This window comes from Micromonospora sp. WMMD956 (genome assembly GCF_029626125.1).
Lineage (GTDB): Bacteria > Actinomycetota > Actinomycetes > Mycobacteriales > Micromonosporaceae > Micromonospora > Micromonospora carbonacea.
Genome location: NZ_JARUBI010000005.1, coordinates 4,285,855 through 4,305,810 on the forward strand (window position 1 = coordinate 4,285,855; position 19,956 = coordinate 4,305,810).

The window sequence follows — 19,956 nt, forward strand, 5'->3', positions numbered from 1 at the left end:
CCCGCGTCCGTACCACTGCGCGGGAGGTCGACACCATGGCCGTACGCCGCATGTTCGCCGCCGTCGCGGTCGCCGCCGCGACCGTGGCGCTCGCCGCGCCCCCGGCGTACGCCCACGGGGCCCCCACCGACCCGCTGAGCCGCGCCGCCGCGTGCCGGCCCGGCGGCCCCCACGCCGCGACCCCCGCCTGCCGGGCGGCCGTGTCGGCGGGCGCGGCGGTCCGCGAGTGGGACAACATCCGGGTGGCCCGCATCGACGGGCGGGACCGGCAGCGCATCCCCGACGGGGAGCTGTGCAGCGGCGGGCTGTCGGCCTACCGGGGGCTGGACCTGGCGCGCTCCGACTGGCCGGCGACCGAGCTGACGGCGGGCGCGAAGTTCACCTTCCGCTACCGCACGACGATCCCGCACCGGGGCACGTTCCGGCTCTACTCGACGGTCGACGACTACGACCCGAAGCGGCGGCTGACCTGGGTGGACCTGGAGACGGAGCCGTTCCTCACGGCGACCGACCCGCCGATCCGCGACGGGGCGTACACGATGACGGGCCGGCTGCCGGCGGGCCGCAGCGGGCGGCACCTCATCTACACGATCTGGCAGAACTCCGACACCCAGGACACCTACTACTCCTGCTCCGACGTCAGCTACCGCGAAGCTGCGGCCCCTCGCGGCGGCCCGGCGGCGGAGAAGCCGAAGACCACCGCCGCCTCCGCGGGGGAGTCGGGGCCGGCCGACGCGCCCGAGGTGCTGGCCGCCGACGCGGGCACGCTTGGTGAGACCGTCGGGGGCACGCCCGGTGTGCCGGTCGCGTCGGTGAGCCGGCTCGGCCCGGGCGGGTGGCCGGTCGCGGCCGGTGCGGCGGTCACGCTGGTCGTGCTGCTGGCCGCCCTGGTCGTACGCCTGCGTCGCCCCGCCGCCCCGCCACCCGGCCGCCCCTGCGGGGTACGCAACCACCGCGCCGGCCGCCGCCGGGTCTGGTGAGCCGCCTCAGCCGAGGTTGGGCTTCGGCGTGCTGTCAGCCGTTCTCCGTTGCGCAGCGGGCGGGGTCGAAGACCGGATCGGCGATGGCCTCCATCAGCCGCTTTGCCGGCGTGTAGGTCGGATCCACATGGCGGCCGAGAACGATCGCGGCGACCGTGGCGACACCCGCGACCTTAAGGGCGTGGGCCAGTGACTGCACGCGGGCACCGGTCGTCCAGGTGTCCTCAAGGATCAGTGCGTGGATCGGCGATGGGGACGAGGGAATGGCCGGGGTGAACCAGTCGGCGTGGAAGTCGTGGTCGTCCGGCCCGTAGCTCGGGTTGACCGCGCTGTCGATCCAGGGCAGGTGGAGCCGACTGCCGACGAGGTCGGTGAGCGGATGAATGCCGGGGCGGCGGGTGCTGGGGACGGTGATCACATGAGTTGGCGGTGCGCCGGTGCGGGCCGCCACACAGCCAAGATGGTCGCGCAGGAAGAGCAGCAGGACGGCGAGCAGGCTTCGTCGAGCCTGCTCGGAACGGGCCGTGCCCTTGTATGCCCTGAGGTTGTGATGGTGCTGCCAGGTGCGTGGCGAGTAGGAGATCGGTAGCACGAGGTCCGCGAGGACGCCGGCCGAGCGACTCAGGTGGGACTGGCACCGGAAGCAGAGCGGGTAACCCTCGCCTCGCACCCCACGGCAGGTGGGACAGATCCAGGGGCACGCGGGCAGTGGATTCCGCAGGTAACCGCGCTGGACTTCGACGTACCGGTGAATGGTGCTCCAACGCTGGTCAGCGGAGGGCGAAGTCAGGGAAGTTCTCCAGACCGGCTTCGGTGGGCTGATAGCTGAGGATGTCGTCGACGGCTTCCAACAGTTGCGCGGTGCCGTGGACGACGTAGACGCCGGGCTTCTCGGCGAACGCCCTGGCCCAGTCGCACTGCATGACCTGACTGGTCAGGACGACGGGGCGGCCGTGCTGGAGGGCGAGTCGGGCCTGGATCCTTGCTCCGCTGGTCTCGCCTGCCTCGACGACGACAGTCGCGACCGCATATCCGCTCATCACGGCATTGCGCATGGGAAAGCTCTGCCGGCTGGGCGGGGCATCGGGCCAGAATTGGGAGATCAGCAGCCCGACATCGGCGATGTGGTCCTGTAGGCGCCGATTGTCCGGCGGGTAGTACCGACGGATGCCGGTGCCGATGACGGCGACGGTGCGCCCCCCTGCCTCCAGCGCGGCGGAGTGAGCGGCCGTGTCGATGCCGCTGGCGAGCCCGCTGACCACGGTCACCCCGCGCCCGGCGAGGGTGGTGGCGACGGCACGGGCGATTCGTAGCCCGTCCGCGCTTGCCCTGCGGCTGCCGACAACGGCCACCGCCCGATCATGGAGGCGCAGGTCACCTCGGCTGAACAGAAGCGGCGGCATCTCCCGGATGCCGAGCAGTTGGGCCGGGTAGGCGGCGTCGAAGAAGGCGTGGACGCCAATCCCGTCCGCCTGCCAGCCGGCGATTTCGGCGGCGGCGGCGTCGATCAGGTCGGCGGTCGAATCCGCGTCCGGAAAGAGGGTGTCGGAGTGGCCGACCGTGCGGTCCAGGACGGCCCTGGCGCTGCCGTTGTCCTGGATGTCCAGGGCCGTCTCCGACCAGTTCACGCGAGGGCGGCGAAGCAGGGCGACCAGTGCAGCCCGTTCCACCATCGCCGTGTCCATGCGGACGATCGTAGGCCCTGGTCTGCCCTCCTGGCTCGGACCTCCCGGCCGTTGTCGCTGGTGAGAATTCCCGACGAAGGTCATCGGTCGAACATATGTTCGAATGGCGCGCGGGGTCAAGGCCGGGCTGCCGCATGCCACGTTGGCGCGGATCATGAGTTGGGCTGCTCGTCGGCGGGGACCAGGACACCGCTGCCGGACCAGTCGATGTGCTCGCCAGCGAGGGACTTGTCCGGCTCGCCGTCCTCATCGAGCGTGGAATAGCCGGCGTGGTAGCGGCCGAAGCCGTACTCGCCGGCCGCCAGGGTGGCCAGGGCCCAGGGCAGCAGCCCGGCGCGCAGCTTGTCCGGCGCGTGCCGGTCGACGGGCACCCGGACGACCCCGAGCAGGTCGTACCACTCGTCGGGCGTGCCCGCTTCGCGCACCTGGCAGAGCGAGAACGCGTGCCGCACCTCCGGCTCCGGAGCAAACCACCTGGCCTCGTTCAGCATGCTGCCTCCTCTTGCTCATCCATGTTCAGTGGTCGTAGTTGAGGTTGCACCAGATTCTTCTTGCTATCAAGAGTGGTGATGAGAATACTGAGGGTGTTCTTCGAGGGAGAGGCAGAAGCAATGCCCGTCACGTCATCGAGTGCAACGCCACCGCGCGGATCGTCGGCCCGTGTGGAGCCGTCGCCGGTCGTGCAAGCCTGGGAACTGGGACTGCGGCTGCGTCAGCGCCGCGAAGAGATCGGCTTGACCGCATCGGCAGCCGGGCGCGCCATCGGCATCATCCAGACATACGTCTCGGGAGTGGAGGCGGGCAGGGTGAAACTCCCCGCTGCCCGGCTGGCCCGAATCATCGACGTCTACGAGCTGGAGCCGGAGGAGGCGGCAGAGCTGGAGGAGCTGCGGATCGGCGCGAGCCGGCGCGGCTGGTGGCACGAGTATTCCCAGCTCTTCCCGGCCGAGTTCATCCGCTTCCTCGGCTACGAGGCCGGGGCCGAGGAGATCCGCTTCTACGACAGCGAGCTGGTGCCCGGCCTGTTGCAGACCGAGGGGTACGCCCGAGCGGTCATCGCCGGCGGGACCACCACCATTCGGCTCACCGAGGTGCAGCGGCGGGTGGCAGCCCGGATGGCCAGGCAGGCGCGACTCCACACCGAGCCCCCCATCCGAGTGGCGGCGCTGCTCGGCGAGGGCGCGTTACGCCAGCAGGTGGGCGGCCCGGCTGTGATGAGGGCACAGCTTGAGCACCTGGTCGAGATGGCGACCGAGCGGCCCGGGCAGATCGACATCCGCGTGCTGCCCTTCGCCGCCGGGGCGCACCCTGCGCTAGGTGGCTCCTTCCAGATCCTTTCGTTCCCGTCGCCCAGGCTGCCTGACCTGGTCTGGCAGGAGGTGCTTACGTCCATCGACATCATTGATCAATCCACGCTGGTGAACGACTACCAGGTGACCCTCGAGGAAGCCTGTGAGCGGGCGTTACGCTCCGAGGACTCGATTGACCTGGTCCGCCAGATCGCCAAGGAGATGACGTGAGTCCGTCGTACAACTCCGGGGAGGGCTGGTTCAAGTCCTCCCGTAGCGCCAACAACGCCAACTGCGTGGAGGTGCGGTTCGTCGGCGGCGTGGTTGACGTCCGCGACACCAAGGACCGCACCGGCCCGACGCTCGCCTTCGACGGTGGCTCGTGGTCCAGCTTCCTGGCCGGGCTGAAGGCCGACTCGGCGCTGTAGCGCCCTTCGTGGCGTGGGCGGACCACGACGGATCAGGCCGCCCGCTCTGGTTTGCCGAGATGTGACTGAGCGTTCAGAAGCGCTTGATGCGTATGCCGTGGGGCCTTGCCGTGTCGTCCAGCTTGAACTCCCGTGGCAGATGCACGGTGGTGCGTTTCCCGCGCAGCGGCATCAGGTCGATCCCGGGTGGCGGAGCCTCTATCCACAGATCTCTTAGTTCTGACAGGTCGCCGAGCGGCATGAGATCGAGGACGTGCTCGGTGTTGCCGATGTACAGCTGCCGCAGTCGGGTGAGGTTCGACAGCGGTGTCAAGTCGGTTACCGACGTGCCTTCGATATCCAGGTTGGTTAGTGACGGAAATCGCGAAAGCGGCTGAATGTCTGTCACCCATTGGCACCGCAAGAGGCCCAGCTTGGTGAGATCAAGCCAGCTGAGCTGGCCCACAAGTGCAGAGAAGCCGCCGGCAGGCTCTGCGGCCGCCGTCAGGGTTAGCCCGGTTAGGTGGGGTAGCGGGGCAAGGATGTCCACGCCCCACGAGGACTGCGGAGAAATGCTTAGGTCTTTCAGCGACGGGAGGCTTGCGAAGAGTTCTCGGGTGACTGGTGTGCCCGAGACACCGAGGGTGGTTAATTTGCTGAGGCCAGCCAAGGCCGCTAGATCTTGATTGGCCGCGAGGTCGTGAAGGTGTAGGTGAGTGAGGTTTGGCAGGGTGGCGAAGGCGCGCAGGTCTATCTGCCTGCCACCGGCCGAAAGCTGGAGGAAGCCCAGGTCGGTTTGTTTGGCGAGGTGTTCGAGGCTTCCGACGAACCTTGAGTTCACGGATAGCACCACTAGATCTGGCGCGTCAGCAAGAATTTCGAGATCGATGTTGTCAGAAGACCAGAATGTGGTGTTAGTGAGGTGGCGGAGCCGGGGCAGCGCTGGCAGCAGGCTTGCGCTGCCGATTGTTGCCGCGCCGTTTTCGAGTGGTGCATCGGCGAGGACCTTCTCGGCGTACTCGTGGGGGTCGAAGTATTCCCAGGCGGTGATGAGTTCTCGTTGGACGCGAGGGCGAGGGTCGGCGGCGTACCGGGCGAGGCTGGCCAGCGCTGCGGGCCCGTTGACCAGGGCGACGGCTCGCACGGTCGCTGCGGCTTGGGCCTCGCTCAGCGTCCCGAGGTCGGCGGGCAGCTCGGCGAGCAGCGGTTCTCCGACGGCGGCCAGGGATCGGGCCTCGGCCACGGACCGGGGTAGCAGGCTGCGCAGGTGCGAGCGGATGCGGGTGAGGATCTCCGGCTCGACCGCAGGCGCGGTTTCCAGGCAGGCCGCGGCGAGCAGCCGCAGCCTGCGGGCCTTCTTCGGTTGCTCGTCGGCGAGGGCGAGCAGGCCGGTCAGCAGTTGGGTGCGGATGGGCGCGTTGGCGTGGCCGGCGGCCAGGATGATGGTCTCGCGCCAGGTGTCGAGGTGGGCGTGTTCGAGAAGCGCGCCGGTGTGTCCCTGGTCGGCGGCTTCGCGGGCTGCCAGGTATTCCTGGAAGGTGCGGTGGACGAAGTCGATGCGGTCGGGGATCGGCTCGCGCAGGATGCCGCTGCGGTGGATCATGTGGTCGAGTACGGCATTGGTGGGTGCGGTGATACGCCGGATCCCGGCCAGCCGATGGGCGAAGCGTTGTTCAGCTTCGGCGCGGGTGAGCTCGGTACGGTTGTTCTGGGTCAGCCACCAGGCGACTTCCTGCAGGATCTGGGCCTGGTCGCGGCTGGTGAGATCCGGCAGGTCGGTGAAGACGCCGCGCTGTGAGTCGCGGCGGTGGAGCAGCATGTCGATCGCGGCCTGATAGATGTCCATCCGATTGCGCGGCAGGTTGCTGTCGCGGTCGAGGTTCAGTGCGCACAGCATCGCGCACAGCAGTGGGCTGCCGGCGAGGTTCTGCAGGTGGGCGCTGCCGTCGAGCTGGGCGAGCAGTCGTTGTTCGTAGCCGGGCAGCAGGTGCGGCTCGCAGGGCAGGTCCCCGGCGCGGCGGACGGCCTCGTGCCAGTGGCGGATCAGGGCCTTGACGTCGGCCGGTCCCATCCGTTCCAGGAACACCGAGGTGAAGCCCTCGGAGCTCAGCCACTTGGCGGACGCGGCGGCGGGCCGGGAGGTGACCACGACCCGCAGGTCGGGGTAGGCGGCCAGCAGGCCGCGCAGCCAGTCCCGCACCGCCCGCCGTTGGGCTTCGGGCACCTCGTCGACGCCGTCGACGCACAGGATCGCCCCTGCGTCCAGTTGGCGGTGCGCCCAGCCGGGAGGCATCAGCCCGGCCACCGTGGCGGCGATCAGGTCGAGGAACCGTTCCGGGGGAGGCAGGGACTGGCCGACGTGGTCACGCAGCCGGATCAGGAACGGGGTGCGCCCGTTCCAGCTGTCGAGGTCTCCGGTGAACCCCTGCCGGGCTGCGGTGACCGCGATCCACTGCAGCAGGGTGGTCTTGCCGGAGCCGGCATCGCCGCGCAGCAGGACCCGCTCGGCAGCGCCGAGGGCCTGCTCGGCCCGTACCGAGGAACTGTCACCGCCGCCGTCGGAGCGCAGCCGGCCGGGATCCCAGCGGAACCCGCCACGGCGCAGGCTGCGGGCGTTGGCCCCGGTGACGGCCAGGCTGATGTAGGCGATGCTCAGCGGGGTACGCAGCCGGTAACGATGCACGTCGATGCCGAACAGTTCCAGCTGGTCCAGCATGGTGAGGAGATGGGCCAGGTACCGGGCCCGGAACTGGGTGTCGTGGCTGGTGCCGGTCGGGGCGTCCAGGCTGGTCACCGGCAGCCGTGCCAGGACCTGGGAGAGGCCGTCGGCGACCGTGGTCAGCCGTTCCAGGGCCTGCACGGTGGCGCGGGCCTGGAACGGGCCGAGCTGGACGACCAACTGGGTCAGGCAGGTGCAGCATTCGTCGAGGACCCTGCCGTACAGGTGGGCGGCGCCCTCGCTCAGCCCGGCCCGATCGGGCACGTCGGGCAGTTGCCGGCGCAGCCGGGTGGCCATCAGCGCGGGGTCGACGTCGTCGGCGAACACCGCCGCGTCGGACAGATCGGCGGCCCGCAGCGTGTCGGACACCGCGTCCAGGGCCGCGGCGACCTCGTTGTCGGGCAGCGCCTGCTCGCCGCGGCGGACCAGCGGCTGGAGCCGTTCGTAGACGGTGTCGACGATGTCGTCCAACCGCCGGCCGGCCCGGCGTACTCCGAGGTCGTCGGCGATTCCCGAGCCGATCAGCTCGATCAGGGAGGTGTCGCGTTCCCGTTGTGCGCGGCGGTTTCCCAGCCACCGTTTCACGGCTGGCGTGACCACCGAGCCCGCAGTGCGCAACAGTGCCGTCTCGACCAAGCCCACGCCGCGCATCCCCTCGCCGCCTGCCATACCCGGCCGGTGAGCGTGTCGGCACCTTGGGGCCGTTGCCTGGACGGGCCCGCGCGGCGGACGTCCTTGCCGAGTGTCCACTTAGGCTAACAGCGGGTACTCGCCACCGTGGGGAGCGCGGCGGGGCCGATGGCGACGCTCAGCCGAGGTGACCGTCGATCTCGGTCAGTTCCTCGGCGGTGAAGTCCAGGTTGTCCAGGGCGGCGACGTTCGCCTCCAGTTGGGCGACGCTGCTCGCGCCGATGATCAGGCTGGTCATGCGCGGGTCGCGCAGCGCCCAGGCGAGCGCGAGCTGGGCCAGGGACTGCCCGCGCCGTTCCGCCACCCCGCCGAGCGCCCGGATGGTGGCCATCTTCCGCTCGTCGAGGTCGCTCTCGTTGAGGAAGACGCTGGTGCGCACCCGCGAGTCCTCGGGGATGCCGCCCAGGTAGCGGTCGGTGAGCAGCCCCTGGGCGAGCGGGCTGAACGCGATGCAGCCGGCCCCCACCCGCTCCAGCGTGTCCAGCAGGCCGTCGCGCTCGGTCCAGCGGTCGAGCATCGAGTACGACGGCTGGTTGATCAGCAGCGGCGTGCCGAGGTCCCGCAGGATCGCGGCGGCCCGCTCGGTCTTCTCCGAGTCGTAGTTGGAGATGCCGACGTAGAGGGCCTTGCCGGAGCGGACGATCGCGTCGAGCGCGCCCATCGTCTCCTCCAGCGGGGTGTCCGGGTCGAACCGGTGCGAGTAGAAGATGTCGACGTAGTCCAGCCCCATCCGGCGCAGCGACTGGTCGAGCGAGGCGATCAGGTACTTGCGGGAGCCCCACTCGCCGTACGGGCCGGGCCACATGTCGTAGCCGGCCTTGCTGGAGATCACCAGCTCGTCCCGGTACGGCTTCAGGTCCGTGGCGAGCATCCGGCCGAAGTTCTCCTCCGCCGATCCGGGCGGGGGGCCGTAGTTGTTGGCCAGGTCGAAGTGGGTGATGCCGAGGTCGAAGGCGCGCCGGACGATGTCCCGCTGCCGCTCGTACGGCCGGTCCGGCCCGAAGTTGTGCCACAGCCCGAGCGACACGGCCGGCAGCCGCAGCCCGCTCCGCCCGCTGCGCCGGTAGGTCATCGTCTGGTAGCGCTCGTCCGAGGCAAGGTAGGTCACTTCCCGACCCTATCGCCGCGCCGGCGGCCGGGACAGCGACAGCTCGTCGCCGCTGCCCCGGCCGTCGTGTGGCCGTCAGACGGCGATGCAGCTCAGGGTGGGTGCGGTGGCGGGGCCCGTGCCGATCAGCCCGAAGGCGGTGCTGGCCCCCGGGGCGATCCGGCCGTTCCAGTCGGCGTTGCCGATGGTGACCACGTTGTCGATGGTCGAGGAGATCGTGGCGCTCCAGATGTCGCGTACCCCCTGGCCGTCGGCGAGCGGCAGGCGCACCGCCCAGCGGGCCACCGGCGCGGTGCCGGTGCTGTGCACGGTCACCTCGGCGTGGAAGGCCCCGGCCAGTCGCTGACCAGCCGCCACGTCGCCGAGCAGCGGATGGCGGTCGTCGGCGTGGGGCTCGGCGGATCGGTCGGGTGCGTCGGCGTGGGGGTCGGGGAGTCGGTCGGGTACGGCGGGCCCGTGGTCGGCGTGGGGGTCGGGTAGTCCGTCGGGTGCGGTGCGCCCGTGGTCGGCGTCGGGCGCGGGCTCGGCGTCGCGGGTGGTGTCGGGGCCGGCGTCCAGAGCGGCGCCGGGATGCCCAGGGCGGCGGCTCCGGGGGCGCCGGCCGTTTCCGCCGCCTCGGCGGCCGAGGCGAGGCCGGCGGCGGGCACGAGCAGCAGCGCGCCGGCCAGCGCCAGCAGGCCGGTGCGGAGTCTGGGACGCGGACGGTTCATGGCAGCCTCCGGGACGGGAGCGGCAGGTGGTGGGTTGGGAGCGCTCCAACCATCGATGTACGCCTATTGTCTTGTCAATCGGCGATCCGTCTCGTCACGCCGCACCCGCCGTCCACCGTGCCCCCGGGGCAGGCCCGCCGTCGCCCCGGAGCCTCCGCCGTCGGTTAGGAAGGGGCCCTTCCCATACAGAATGCGTTAACAGGGGGCCCCTCCTTGCAACACGGCCGCGCTAGCGTGGGTCGGGTGACTGAGCCCAACCAGGTTCTCCCGGTCCCGCCCGCCGACCTGCCCGCCACCCTCGGCGCGCTGCGGGCCGCCGGGCACCACTACCGCACGGTCAAGCAGGAACTCCGCGACAACCTCCTCGCCCGGCTGCGCGTCGGCGGGGACCGCTTCCCCGGCATCGTCGGCTACGACGACACGGTGCTGCCCGAGGTCGAGCGGGCGCTGCTTGCCGGCCACGACATGGTGCTGCTCGGCGAGCGCGGCCAGGGCAAGACCCGGCTGATCCGCTCCCTGGTGGCGTTGCTCGACGAGTGGACCCCGGTCATCGCCGGCTCGGTGCTCAACGAGCACCCGATGCACCCGCTCACCCCCGCGTCCCGCGCCCTGGCCGCCGAGGCCGGCGACGACCTGCCGGTCGCCTGGCTGCACCGCAGCATGCGGTACGGCGAGAAGCTGGCCACCCCCGACACCAGCGTCGGCGACCTGATCGGCGACGTCGACCCGATCCGGATCGCCCAGGGGCGCACCCTCGGCGACCCGGAGACCATCCACTTCGGGCTGGTGCCGCGCACCAACCGGGGCATCTTCGCCGTCAACGAGCTGCCCGACCTGGCCGAGCGCATCCAGGTGGCGCTGCTCAACGTGCTGGAGGAGCGCGACATCCAGGTGCGCGGCTACCAGCTGCGGCTGCCGCTGGACCTGCTCCTGGTGGCCAGCGCCAACCCGGAGGACTACACCAACCGGGGCCGGATCATCACCCCGCTGAAGGACCGCTTCGGCGCGGAGATCCACACCCACTACCCGCTCGGCCTGGAGCTGGAGCTGGCCCTCATCCGGCAGGAGGCCGACCTGGTCGCCGAGGTGCCGCAGCACGTGCTGGAGGTGCTGGCCCGGTTCGCCCGCGCGGTGCGCGACTCCCCGTCGGTCGACCAGCGCTCCGGCGTCTCGGCCCGGTTCGCGATCGCCGCCGCCGAGACCGTCGCCGCCGCCGCGCTGCGCCGCTCCGGCCTGCTCGCGGCCGGTGCCACCCCCGACGGGGCACGCGAGGAGACGCCCGTCGCCCGGGTCGGCGACGCGGTGTCGGTGACCTCCACGCTGCGCGGCAAGGTCGAGTTCGAGAGCGGCGAGGACGGGCGGGAGGTCGAGATCCTCGCCCACCTGCTGCGTACCGCGACCGCCGACACGTTCCGGGCCCGGCTCGCCGGGCTGGACCTGTCCGGCTTCACCGCGCTGGTGGACGACGGCCGGGTCGTGGAGACCGGCGAACTGGTCGCCTCGGCCGAGCTGCTGCGCCAGGTCGGCACCGTGCCGGGGCTCGCCAAGGCCCTCGACCGGCTCGGGCTGGGCGACGCGCCGACGCCCGAGCAGGCGGCGGCCGGCGTCGAGTTCGTGCTGGAGGGGCTGCACCTGACCCGCCGGCTGGGCAAGGACGTCACCGACTCCGGGCGCACAGTCTACGGCGGCCGGGGCTGAGATGGCCGGCAACCGGTTCCGGTACGGCCAGTGGCGCGGCGGCCCCGACCCGCTCGCCCCGCCGTACGACGTGCGGGCCGCCGTCGACTCGGTCGGCGCGGAGGTGCTGGCCGGCGGCAGCCTCCGCGAGGCGCTGCGCGACCTGCTGCGGCGCGGCCCGCAGGGGCGCGGCGGCCTCGACGACCTCGCCGCCCGGGCCCGGCGGCTGCGCCGCGAGGCGCTGCGCCGGGGCGACCTCGACGGGGCGGTGACCCGCGCCCGGGCGCTGCTCGACCAGGCCCTCGCGGCCGAACGGGACGAGCTGCGCGGGCGCGACGACGAGGCGGCCCGCTTCGCCGAGGCGGTGCTCGACAACCTGCCCCGGTCCACCGCCCGCGCCGTGCGGGAGCTGGCGGGCTACGAGTGGGCCAGCGACGAGGCCCGGCAGGCGTACCGGCGGATCCTCGACGGGCTGCGCGGCGACGTGCTGGAGCAGCGCTTCGCCGGCCTGCGCGACGCGGCGCGGGCCGCCGGCGACCCGCAGGTCCAGCGGCAGCTCGCGGAGATGATGCGCGACCTCAACGAGCTGCTGGCCCGGCACGCCCGGTCGGAGGACACCACCGACGCGTTCGCCGAGTTCATGCGCCGCCACGGCGAGTTCTTCCCGGAGCAGCCGAGGGACGTCGACGAGCTGGTCGACGTGCTGGCCCGGCGGGCGGCGGCCGGGGAGCGGCTGATGCGGTCGCTGTCGGACCGGCAGCGCGAGGAGCTGGCCGGGCTGATGCGCGAGTCTCTCGGCGAACGGCTGGCCGGCGAGCTGGCCGTGCTCGACGCGAACCTGCGGGCGTTGCGCCCCGACCTGCACCGGGGCGGGGGCGAGCGGGTGCGCGGCGACCAACCGCTCGGCTACGGCGAGGCGGCCGGGGCGCTCGCCGAGATCGCCGAGCTGGACGAGCTGCTCGACGCCCTGGACCAGGAGCACCCCGGCGCGACCCTGGACGACGTGGACGTCGAGGCGGTGGCCCGCACGCTGGGCCGCGACGCCGCCGACGACGTGCGCCGGCTGCGGGAGCTGGAGCGGGAGCTGCGCCGGCAGGGCTGGGTGACCCGGGACGCCGACGGGTTGACGCTCAGCCCGAAGGCGCTGCGCCGGCTCGCCGGCACCGCGCTGCGCCAGGTCTTCGCCGACCTGACGGCCGGGCCGCGTGGCCAGCACGACCTGCGTACGGCGGGCGCGGCCGGCGAGGTCAGCGGGGCGTCGCGGCAGTGGGAGTACGGCGACGAGCAGCCGATCGACGTGGTGCGCACCCTGCACCGGGCGGTCCGCCGGGCGGGGCCGTCGGTGCCGGTCCAGCTCGCCGCCGAGGACTTCGAGGTGGCGGAGACCGAACGCCGGGCCTCGGCGGCGGTGGCGCTGTGCGTGGACCTGTCGTACTCGATGATCTCGCAGGGGCGGTGGGGGCCGATGAAGCAGACGGCCCTGGCCCTGTCCCACCTGATGGCGACCCGGTTCCCCCAGGACGCCCTCCAGATCATCGGGTTCGGCCGGCAGGCCGCGCCGCTGACCCAGGCGGAGCTGGCGGCCGTCGAACCGGACCTGGAGCAGGGCACCAACCTCCAGCACGCGCTGCGGCTGGCGGGGCGGCACCTACGCCGGCACCCGGGCGCGGAGCCGGTGGTCCTCGTGGTCACCGACGGCGAGCCCACCGCCCACCTCGACCCCGAGGACGGCGAGGCGTACTTCCACTGGCCGCCGCTGCCGGAGACGGTCGCGGCGACGATCCGGGAGGTGGACCGGCTGACCCGGGCCGGTGCCATGCTCAACCTGTTCATGCTCGGCGAGGATCCGGGCCTGCGCCGCTTCGTCGACGCGGTGGCCCGCCGGTCCCGGGGCCGGATGTTCACCCCCGACCTCGGCGACCTCGGCGAGTACGTGGTCAGCGACTACCTGCGCGCCCGCCGGGGCCGCCGCTGAACGCCCGCCCGCCCGCCCGGCCGCGCCGGCGACCCGGTCCCGTCCGGGTGACCCGGGCGCGGTAGCGCCGCCCGGCCGGGCCGGCGCCGGGGTTGACTGGGACGGTGGGCAGCGAGGTTCTGCGGCGGGCGTACGACGAGGTGCTCGCCGAGGTGGCGGCCGGCGGGTTCGGGCCGCCCGGCGACGGGGAGCTGAGCGCCGAGCAGATCGTGGCGCACCTGGTGGCCAACGACGAGCTGATGAGCGAGGCGACCGAGGCGGTGCTCGCCGGCTCCCCGGTCGCGTACTACGACCTGGACGCCATCCACCGCCCGCAGCTCGACGCCCTCGTCGCCGAGTACGCCGGCCCCGGGGCACCCGGCCCCGGCCCGCCGACGCCGGGCGGCCCGGCGGCGTCGGGTGGGCTGGCGGTGTCGGGCGGGCCGGCGGCGCTGGGTGGGCTGGCCGACCGGCTGCGGGAGACCAGCCGGCGGCTCTGCGCGCTCGTCGACCGGCTGGGCCCGGCGGCGCAGACGCCGGTCGAGACCAGGCTGCACGAGGACGTCGACCTGCGGGTCGACGAGACCCTGCCCTGGGCCCGCACCCTCGACCTGCACGCCCGGGTCCACCTGCCTAAGCATCTCGCCCAGCTCCGGGCCCTGCGCCCGCAGTTCCACGCCCACCGCGCCTGACCCGGCGACGGCCCGGCGGCCTGGCAGCCCAACAGCCCAACAGCCCAACAGCCCGGCGGGCCCGGCAGCCCGGCAGGTTCGGCTGGGCCAGGAGTTGCGCCCGAGCGCCGAGCCGGATCGCCTTCGGCCACGCTCCCCCCACCAACCAACAGGTGACAGATTGCAACCGCAGCCGCCAGGGACACACACCCGAGCGCCTCCCTTTGCTCTGCACCCGCATACGCAACGCCTACGCTGCGCGATCGGCTCGCCCTCGTCCGACGATTCCCGCCCGGGGCATTTGACCAGCTCGACGGCGGTGCTGCGTGGGTGGGTGCAGAGCAAAGGGGATGGTCGGGGTGAGGCGAGGTGGGCGACGGATAACTCAGCGTCAGATTGGCTGACCGGGCGTGCGCGGCGGTCAAGGAGTCGCACTGTGTAACCGGACTGGGTCAGCCGCGTCGTTGCCCAGGTTGGCGGCCGGCCACCGGTGGTCGCCAGTCGGCGGGGGCCAGGTGGGCCGGCGGGTCGGGCCGAGAGGGAAACCAGAGGGGCCGGTCAGGCGCGGGCCCGAAAAGCCCTGCGGTACGCCGACGGCGAGACGCCGACCCGTCCGTGCAGGCGTTGGCGCAGCGCGGTGGCGGTGCCGAAGCCGGACCGGCGGGCCACCTGTTCGACGCTGAGGTCCGTCGTCTCCAGCAGCAGCCGGGCGTGGTCGGTGCGCTGCTGGAGCAGCCACTGGGCCGGGCTGACCCCGGTCTCCGAGCGGAAGTGCCGGGTGAAGGTGCGCACGCTCATCCGGGCGTGCCCGGCCAGGTCGCGCAGGGTCACCGGCTCGTGCAGCCGCTGCCGGGCCCACTCGCGGGTGGCGGCGGTGCCGTGGGCCGGGTCCCGGGGCACCGGGCGCTCGATGTACTGGGCCTGCCCGCCGTCGCGCCACGGCGGCACCACGCAGCGCCGGGCCGCCCGGTTCGCCACGTCGCTGCCGTGGTCGGTGCGGACGACGTGCAGGCAGAGGTCGATCCCGGCGGCGACCCCGGCGGAGGTGAGCACGTCTCCGGAGTCGATGAACAGCACCTCCGGGTCCAGCTCGATCGCGGGGTGCAGCCGGCGGAACAGCCCCGCGTACGCCCAGTGGGTGGTGGCCCGCCGGCCGTCGAGCAGGCCGGCGGCGGCGAGCACGAACGCGCCCGTGCAGATCGACATGACGCGGGCGCCCCGGGCGTGGGCGTCGCGCAGCGCCGCCGCGACGGCCGGCTCCACCGTGCCGTCGGTCATCGGCCCGCCGCCGTGCACCCCGGGCACGACCACCGTGTCGGCGGCGGCGACCAGCTCCAACCCGTGGTCGGGCAGCACCTGGAAGCCGGCGGTGCTGCGGACCGGGCGACCTCCGGCCGTGCAGGTGTCCACCGCGTAGAGGGGGTCGCCGTCGGGGGTGCGGGCCGCGCCGAGGACCTGGGCGGGGGTGCCGAGGTCGAAGCCGACCACCCGGTCCACGGCGAGCACCGCGACCCGGTGCGGAACGAACGTCATGGCCCGATTATTGCGCACCATGGCGTTCCGGCCACTCGTCGCGGGGCAGCGGCGGCCCGAGACTCGGTGCGTGACCCGCATCCGTCGTCTCCACCCTGCCTGGGCCGTGGCGGCCGTCGCCTTCGTCGCGCTGGTCGGCGCGGCCGGCTTCCGCGCCACCCCGTCGGTGCTGCTGCACCCGCTGCACGCCGAGTTCGGCTGGCCACTGGCCACCGTCTCCGCCGCCGTCTCGGTCAACCTGCTGCTCTACGGGCTCACCGCCCCCTTCGCCGCCGCGCTGATGGACCGCTTCGGCATCCGCCGGGTGGTGGCTGCCGCGCTGGTGCTGGTGGCCCTCGGCAGCGGGCTGACGGTCTTCATGACGGCGAGCTGGCAGCTCGTCCTCTGCTGGGGCGTGCTGGTCGGGCTGGGCACCGGGTCGATGGCGCTCGCCTTCGTGGCGACCGTCACCGGGCGCTGGTTCGTGGCGCGGCGGGGCCTGGTGACCGGGGTGCTGACCGCCGGCGGGGCCGCCGGCCAGCTCATCTTCCTCCCGCTGGTCGCCGTGCTCGTGCGCGACCACGGCTGGCGCGCGGCGGCGCTCGTCGTCGCCGGGGCCGCGCTGGCGGTCGTACCCCTGGTGGGATGGCTGCTGCGGGAGCACCCGGCGGATCTCGGCGTGCCCGCCTACGGCGCGGCGGAGGTGGTCGCGCCCGCGCCGCCCGCCGGCGGGGCCGGGGCGCGGGCCGTGTCCGTGCTGGCCGCCGCCGCGCGGACCCGGCCGTTCTGGCTGCTGGCCGGCGGCTTCGCGATCTGCGGCGCGACCACCAACGGGCTGGTCGGCACCCACTTCGTGCCGGCGGCGCACGACCACGGCATGGCCGAGACCACCGCCGCCGGGCTGCTCGCCCTGGTCGGGCTCTTCGACATCGTCGGCACGATCGCCTCCGGCTGGCTCACCGACCGGTTCGACGCGCGGCTGCTCCTCGGGGCGTACTACGCGCTGCGCGGCGCGTCGCTGCTGGTGCTGCCGAGCCTCTTCGCGGGCACCGCCGAACCGAGCATGCTGGTCTTCGTCGTGTTCTACGGCCTGGACTGGGTGGCCACCGTCCCGCCGACCGTGGCCCTGTGCCGGGAGTGGTTCGGCGCGTCCGGCGCGGTGGTCTTCGGCTGGGTCTTCGCCGCCCACCAGTTCGGCGCGGCGCTCGCCGCGACCGGGGCGGGGCTGGTCCGCGACCGGCTCGGCGACTACGCCGTCGCCTGGTACGTCGCGGGCGCGCTGTCGATCGGCGCGGCCGGGCTCTCCCTGCTGCTGCGCCGGCGTGGGGCGGCTCAGTCGACGACCGAGACGTCCTTCCAGAAGGCCACCCGGTCGCGGACCATCTCGGCGGCCGGCAGCGGATCCGGGTAGTACCAGACCGCGTCGGCGCTGGTGTGCCCGCCGTGCTCCAGGGAGTAGTAGGAGGCGGTGCCCTTCCACGGGCAGAACGTGTGCGTCCCCGAGTCGCGGAGCACGTCGTCGCGCAGGGCGGCGCGCGGGAAGTAGTGGTTGCCCTCGACCACCACCGTGTCGTCGCTGTCGGCGATCACCAGGTCGTTCCAGACGGCTTTCGGCATACGCCCCACGCTAGCGCGGGCGGACGCGGACCGGGTGCCCGCGCGGGCCTGTGACGTGGTAAAGGCCACCGTGGACGTCCCACCGGAACGATCGTTCGCGCGTACAGTGATCTCATGCGCGCGGGTCGTGTGGATCATGGTGTTGACCACGACGGAGCGGTGGACCTGCTGCGGCGGTCCTATGCCGCGGTGCCTGCCGGCGAGACCGTTCGACTGGCCAAACGCACCTCCAACCTGTTCCGCCCGAGATCCGCCCCGAGCGCCCCCGGTTTGGACGTCAGCGGCCTCGGCGGGGTGATCGACGTCGACCCGGTCACCCGCACCGCCGAGGTGCAGGGCATGTGCACCTACGAGCGGCTGGTCGCCGCGACCCTGCCGCACGGGCTGATGCCGCTGGTGGTGCCGCAGCTGCGCACCATCACCCTGGGCGGCGCGGTCACCGGGCTCGGCATCGAGTCCACCTCGTTCCGGCACGGCCTGCCGCACGAGTCCGTCCTGGAGCTGGACGTCCTCACCGGCGCGGGCGAGATCGTCACCGCCCGGCCCGACGGGGAGCACGCCGACCTCTTCGCGGCCTTCCCCAACTCGCTGGGCAGCCTCGGCTACGCCACCCGGCTGCGCATCGAGCTCGCCCCGGTCCGCACCTACGTGGCCCTGCGCAACGTCCGCTTCACCGACCTCGACGCGCTGACCGCGGCGATCGGCGAGGTGACCGCCACCGGTGCCTGGGCCGGCGAGCCGGTCGACGCGATGGACGGGGTGATGTTCAGCCCCGGCGAGGCGTACCTCGTGCTGGCGACCTTCACCGACGACGCGCCGCAGGTGAGCGACTACACCGGCCAGGGCATCTACTACCGCTCGCTGCCCCGGCGCACCCGCGACTGGCTGACCACCCACGACTACCTGTGGCGCTGGGACACCGACTGGTTCTGGTGCTCGGCGGCGTTCGGCGCGCAGCACCCGGTCGTGCGGAGGCTCTGGCCTGCCCGGTTGCGGCGCAGCGACGTCTACCACCGGCTCGTCCGGCTGGAGCACCGGCACCAGGTGGCGGCCCGCATCGACCGGCTGCGCGGCCAGCCGGCCCGCGAGCGGGTGGTGCAGGACGTGGAGATCCCCCTGGAGGGCACCGCCGACTTCCTGCGCTGGTTCGCCCGGGAGGTGCGGATGTCCCCGGTCTGGCTCTGCCCGCTACGCCTGCGCGAGCCCGCCGGCCCCGGCTCTGCACGGGCCTGGCCGCTATATCCGCTGCGTCCCGGCCAGAACTACGTCAACATCGGCTTCTGGGGGACCGTGCCGATCGCCGGGGGCGCCGCCGACGGCGACGTCAACCGGCTGGTCGAGCGCGCGGTGTCCGACGCGGGCGGCCACAAGTCGCTCTACTCGGACGCGTACTACGACCGCGAGGCGTTCGACCGGCTCTACGGCGGGGACACCTGGCGCGCGGTGAAGGACCGTTACGACCCGGACCACCGGCTCACCGGACTTTACGAGAAGGCGGTAGCGCGAAAATGAGCCTGATTGACCGAGAACAGGGGGCGGCCGACGTCCCGTCCGTCCCGCCGGCCGGGGGCCGGCGCGCGACCCCGACCGTGGCCGACGTGGTCCGTGCCGTCACGGCCGGGGCCCTGCCGGTCCGGATCACGGGGTACGACGGCAGCGCCGTCGGCCCGGCCGACGCCGGCATCACCCTGGCCGTCCGCTCCGAGCGGGGCCTGTCCTACCTGCTGACCGCCCCAGGCGACCTTGGCATGGCGCGGGCCTACGTCAGCGGCGACCTGGAGTTGGGTGGCGTGCACCCCGGCGACCCGTACGAGGCGCTGCGGGTGCTCAAAGACGAGCTGAAGCTGCGCCCGCCGTCGCTGGCCGAGGGGCTGGCCCTGGTGCGCGGGCTGGGCTGGGAGCGGCTGCTGCCCCCGCCGCCCCCGCCGCAGGAGGCCGCCCCGCGCTGGAAGCGGGTGGTCAACGGGCTGCGGCACTCCCGCGTCCGGGACAGCACCGCCATCTCCCACCACTACGACGTGTCGAACGCCTTCTACGAGCTGGTGCTCGGGCCCTCGATGACGTACACGTGCGCGGTGTACCGCAGCCCCGACGACACGCTGGAGCAGGCCCAGGCGGCGAAGTACGACCTGGTCGCCGGCAAGCTCGGGCTGAAGCCGGGGATGCGGCTGCTCGACGTCGGCTGCGGCTGGGGCGGCATGGTCCGGCACGCGGCCCGGGAATACGGCGTGAAGGCGCTGGGCGTGACCCTGTCCCGGGCGCAGGCGCAGTGGGCGCAGGCGGCCATCGAGCGGGAGGGGCTGTCGGAGCTGGCCGAGGTGCGGCACCTGGACTACCGGGACGCCCCGCGCGAGCAGTTCGACGTGATCTCCTCGATCGGCCTGACCGAGCACATCGGGGTGCGCAACTACCCGGCCTACTTCCGGGCGCTGGGCGGCCGGCTGCGCCCCGGCGGGCGGCTGCTCAACCACTGCATCACCCGGGCCGACAACCGGGCCCCGCACCGCTCCGGCGCGTTCATCGACAGGTACGTCTTCCCCGACGGCGAGCTGGCCGGTCCGGGCCGGCTGATCAGCGAGATCCACGACGCGGGGCTGGAGGTGCACCACGAGGAGAACCTGCGCCAGCACTACGCGCTGACCCTCGCCGGCTGGTGCCGCAACCTGGTCGAGCACTGGGACGAGTGCGTGGCCGAGGTCGGCCAGGGCACCGCCCGGGTGTGGGGGCTCTACATGGCGGGGTCGCGGCTGGCGTTCGAGCGCAACGAGATCCAGCTCCACCAGGTGCTGGCCACCCGCAACGGCCCGCGCGGGGCGAATGGTTACCCGCTGCGGCCTGACTGGTCGGCCTGACCGCGGGGCACTGACGAGAGGGGACGGCCGCCCGGCCGTCCCCTCTCGTCGAACCTATTGACAAGAAGTTTTGTACGTACAAACT

General features: G+C 72.8%; 18 protein-coding genes. 9 read left to right on the plus strand and 9 right to left on the minus strand.

What is annotated here, in order from left to right; translation table 11 throughout:
• The first annotated feature begins 35 nt into the window (after positions 1 to 35).
• Positions 36 to 980: a lytic polysaccharide monooxygenase gene (locus O7628_RS19400; protein ID WP_278132520.1), complete on the plus strand. Its 945-nt coding sequence runs from the start codon at positions 36 to 38 to the stop codon at positions 978 to 980.
• Positions 981 to 1,014: 34 nt separating this feature from the next.
• Here O7628_RS19400 and O7628_RS19405 read toward each other — a convergent pair whose 3' ends face one another.
• From O7628_RS19405 to O7628_RS19415, 3 genes are all read right to left on the minus strand, one after another.
• Positions 1,015 to 1,572 carry a hypothetical protein gene (locus O7628_RS19405; protein WP_278132522.1) on the minus strand — a complete coding sequence of 186 codons (558 nt, stop codon included), beginning with the start codon at positions 1,570 to 1,572 and terminating at the stop codon, positions 1,015 to 1,017.
• 178 nt (positions 1,573 to 1,750) lie between these two features.
• Positions 1,751 to 2,665: a DNA-processing protein DprA gene (locus O7628_RS19410; RefSeq protein WP_278132523.1), complete on the minus strand. Its 915-nt coding sequence runs from the start codon at positions 2,663 to 2,665 to the stop codon at positions 1,751 to 1,753.
• Between the two features lie 152 nt (positions 2,666 to 2,817).
• Positions 2,818 to 3,156, minus strand: a complete 339-nt coding sequence (locus O7628_RS19415; protein ID WP_278132525.1) for a hypothetical protein — start codon at positions 3,154 to 3,156, stop codon at positions 2,818 to 2,820.
• Positions 3,157 to 3,249: 93 nt separating this feature from the next.
• On the opposite strand from O7628_RS19415, the gene O7628_RS19420 reads away from it, so the two are divergent.
• Together O7628_RS19420 and O7628_RS19425 are read left to right on the plus strand one after the other, a co-directional pair.
• Positions 3,250 to 4,185 carry a helix-turn-helix transcriptional regulator gene (locus O7628_RS19420; RefSeq protein WP_278132527.1) on the plus strand — a complete coding sequence of 312 codons (936 nt, stop codon included), beginning with the start codon at positions 3,250 to 3,252 and terminating at the stop codon, positions 4,183 to 4,185.
• Positions 4,182 to 4,382 (plus strand): DUF397 domain-containing protein, encoded by a 201-nt coding sequence (locus O7628_RS19425; protein ID WP_278132529.1) that lies wholly within the window; start codon positions 4,182 to 4,184, stop codon positions 4,380 to 4,382. The genes O7628_RS19420 and O7628_RS19425 overlap by 4 nt, the downstream gene beginning before the upstream one ends.
• Positions 4,383 to 4,455: 73 nt before the next feature.
• Here O7628_RS19425 and O7628_RS19430 read toward each other — a convergent pair whose 3' ends face one another.
• The 4 genes from O7628_RS19430 to O7628_RS19445 form a co-directional block, all read right to left on the minus strand.
• Positions 4,456 to 7,722 carry an NACHT domain-containing protein gene (locus O7628_RS19430; RefSeq protein ID WP_278132531.1) on the minus strand — a complete coding sequence of 1,089 codons (3,267 nt, stop codon included), beginning with the start codon at positions 7,720 to 7,722 and terminating at the stop codon, positions 4,456 to 4,458.
• A gap of 166 nt (positions 7,723 to 7,888) precedes the next feature.
• A complete protein-coding gene (mgrA, locus tag O7628_RS19435) occupies positions 7,889 to 8,878 on the minus strand; it encodes an L-glyceraldehyde 3-phosphate reductase (protein ID WP_278132533.1) in 990 nt (329 codons plus the stop codon).
• 75 nt (positions 8,879 to 8,953) lie between these two features.
• Positions 8,954 to 9,193 (minus strand): cellulose binding domain-containing protein, encoded by a 240-nt coding sequence (locus O7628_RS19440; RefSeq protein ID WP_278132535.1) that lies wholly within the window; start codon positions 9,191 to 9,193, stop codon positions 8,954 to 8,956.
• Positions 9,190 to 9,588, minus strand: a complete 399-nt coding sequence (locus O7628_RS19445; RefSeq protein ID WP_278132537.1) for a hypothetical protein — start codon at positions 9,586 to 9,588, stop codon at positions 9,190 to 9,192. Before O7628_RS19445 ends, O7628_RS19440 begins: the two co-directional genes overlap by 4 nt.
• 234 nt (positions 9,589 to 9,822) lie before the next feature.
• Here O7628_RS19445 and O7628_RS19450 point away from each other — a divergent pair, with 234 nt between their 5' ends.
• The 3 genes from O7628_RS19450 to O7628_RS19460 all read left to right on the plus strand — a co-directional run bounded on the left by O7628_RS19450 (position 9,823) and on the right by O7628_RS19460 (position 13,911).
• Positions 9,823 to 11,286, plus strand: coding sequence for a sigma 54-interacting transcriptional regulator (locus O7628_RS19450; RefSeq protein WP_278132539.1), 1,464 nt, complete (start codon positions 9,823 to 9,825; stop codon positions 11,284 to 11,286).
• A gap of 1 nt (position 11,287) precedes the next feature.
• Positions 11,288 to 13,240, plus strand: coding sequence for a VWA domain-containing protein (locus tag O7628_RS19455; protein ID WP_278132540.1), 1,953 nt, complete (start codon positions 11,288 to 11,290; stop codon positions 13,238 to 13,240).
• Between the two features lie 104 nt (positions 13,241 to 13,344).
• A complete protein-coding gene (locus O7628_RS19460; RefSeq protein ID WP_278132541.1) occupies positions 13,345 to 13,911 on the plus strand; it encodes a hypothetical protein in 567 nt (188 codons plus the stop codon).
• A 537-nt stretch (positions 13,912 to 14,448) separates the two neighbouring features.
• Here the strand turns inward: O7628_RS19460 and O7628_RS19465 are convergent.
• Complete coding sequence (locus O7628_RS19465; protein ID WP_278132542.1) at positions 14,449 to 15,423, minus strand: DJ-1/PfpI family protein; 975 nt, start codon at positions 15,421 to 15,423, stop codon at positions 14,449 to 14,451.
• Between the two features lie 70 nt (positions 15,424 to 15,493).
• Here O7628_RS19465 and O7628_RS19470 point away from each other — a divergent pair, with 70 nt between their 5' ends.
• Positions 15,494 to 16,813 carry an MFS transporter gene (locus O7628_RS19470; protein WP_278132544.1) on the plus strand — a complete coding sequence of 440 codons (1,320 nt, stop codon included), beginning with the start codon at positions 15,494 to 15,496 and terminating at the stop codon, positions 16,811 to 16,813.
• Here the strand turns inward: O7628_RS19470 and O7628_RS19475 are convergent.
• A complete protein-coding gene (locus O7628_RS19475) occupies positions 16,735 to 17,019 on the minus strand; it encodes a DUF427 domain-containing protein (protein ID WP_278132546.1) in 285 nt (94 codons plus the stop codon). The genes O7628_RS19470 and O7628_RS19475 overlap by 79 nt on opposite strands.
• A gap of 114 nt (positions 17,020 to 17,133) precedes the next feature.
• Between O7628_RS19475 and O7628_RS19480 the strand changes: the two genes are divergently transcribed.
• Positions 17,134 to 18,531 (plus strand): FAD-binding oxidoreductase, encoded by a 1,398-nt coding sequence (locus O7628_RS19480; protein ID WP_278132548.1) that lies wholly within the window; start codon positions 17,134 to 17,136, stop codon positions 18,529 to 18,531.
• A complete protein-coding gene (locus tag O7628_RS19485; protein WP_278132550.1) occupies positions 18,528 to 19,871 on the plus strand; it encodes a class I SAM-dependent methyltransferase in 1,344 nt (447 codons plus the stop codon). The genes O7628_RS19480 and O7628_RS19485 overlap by 4 nt, the downstream gene beginning before the upstream one ends.
• Positions 19,872 to 19,956 lie beyond the last annotated feature (85 nt).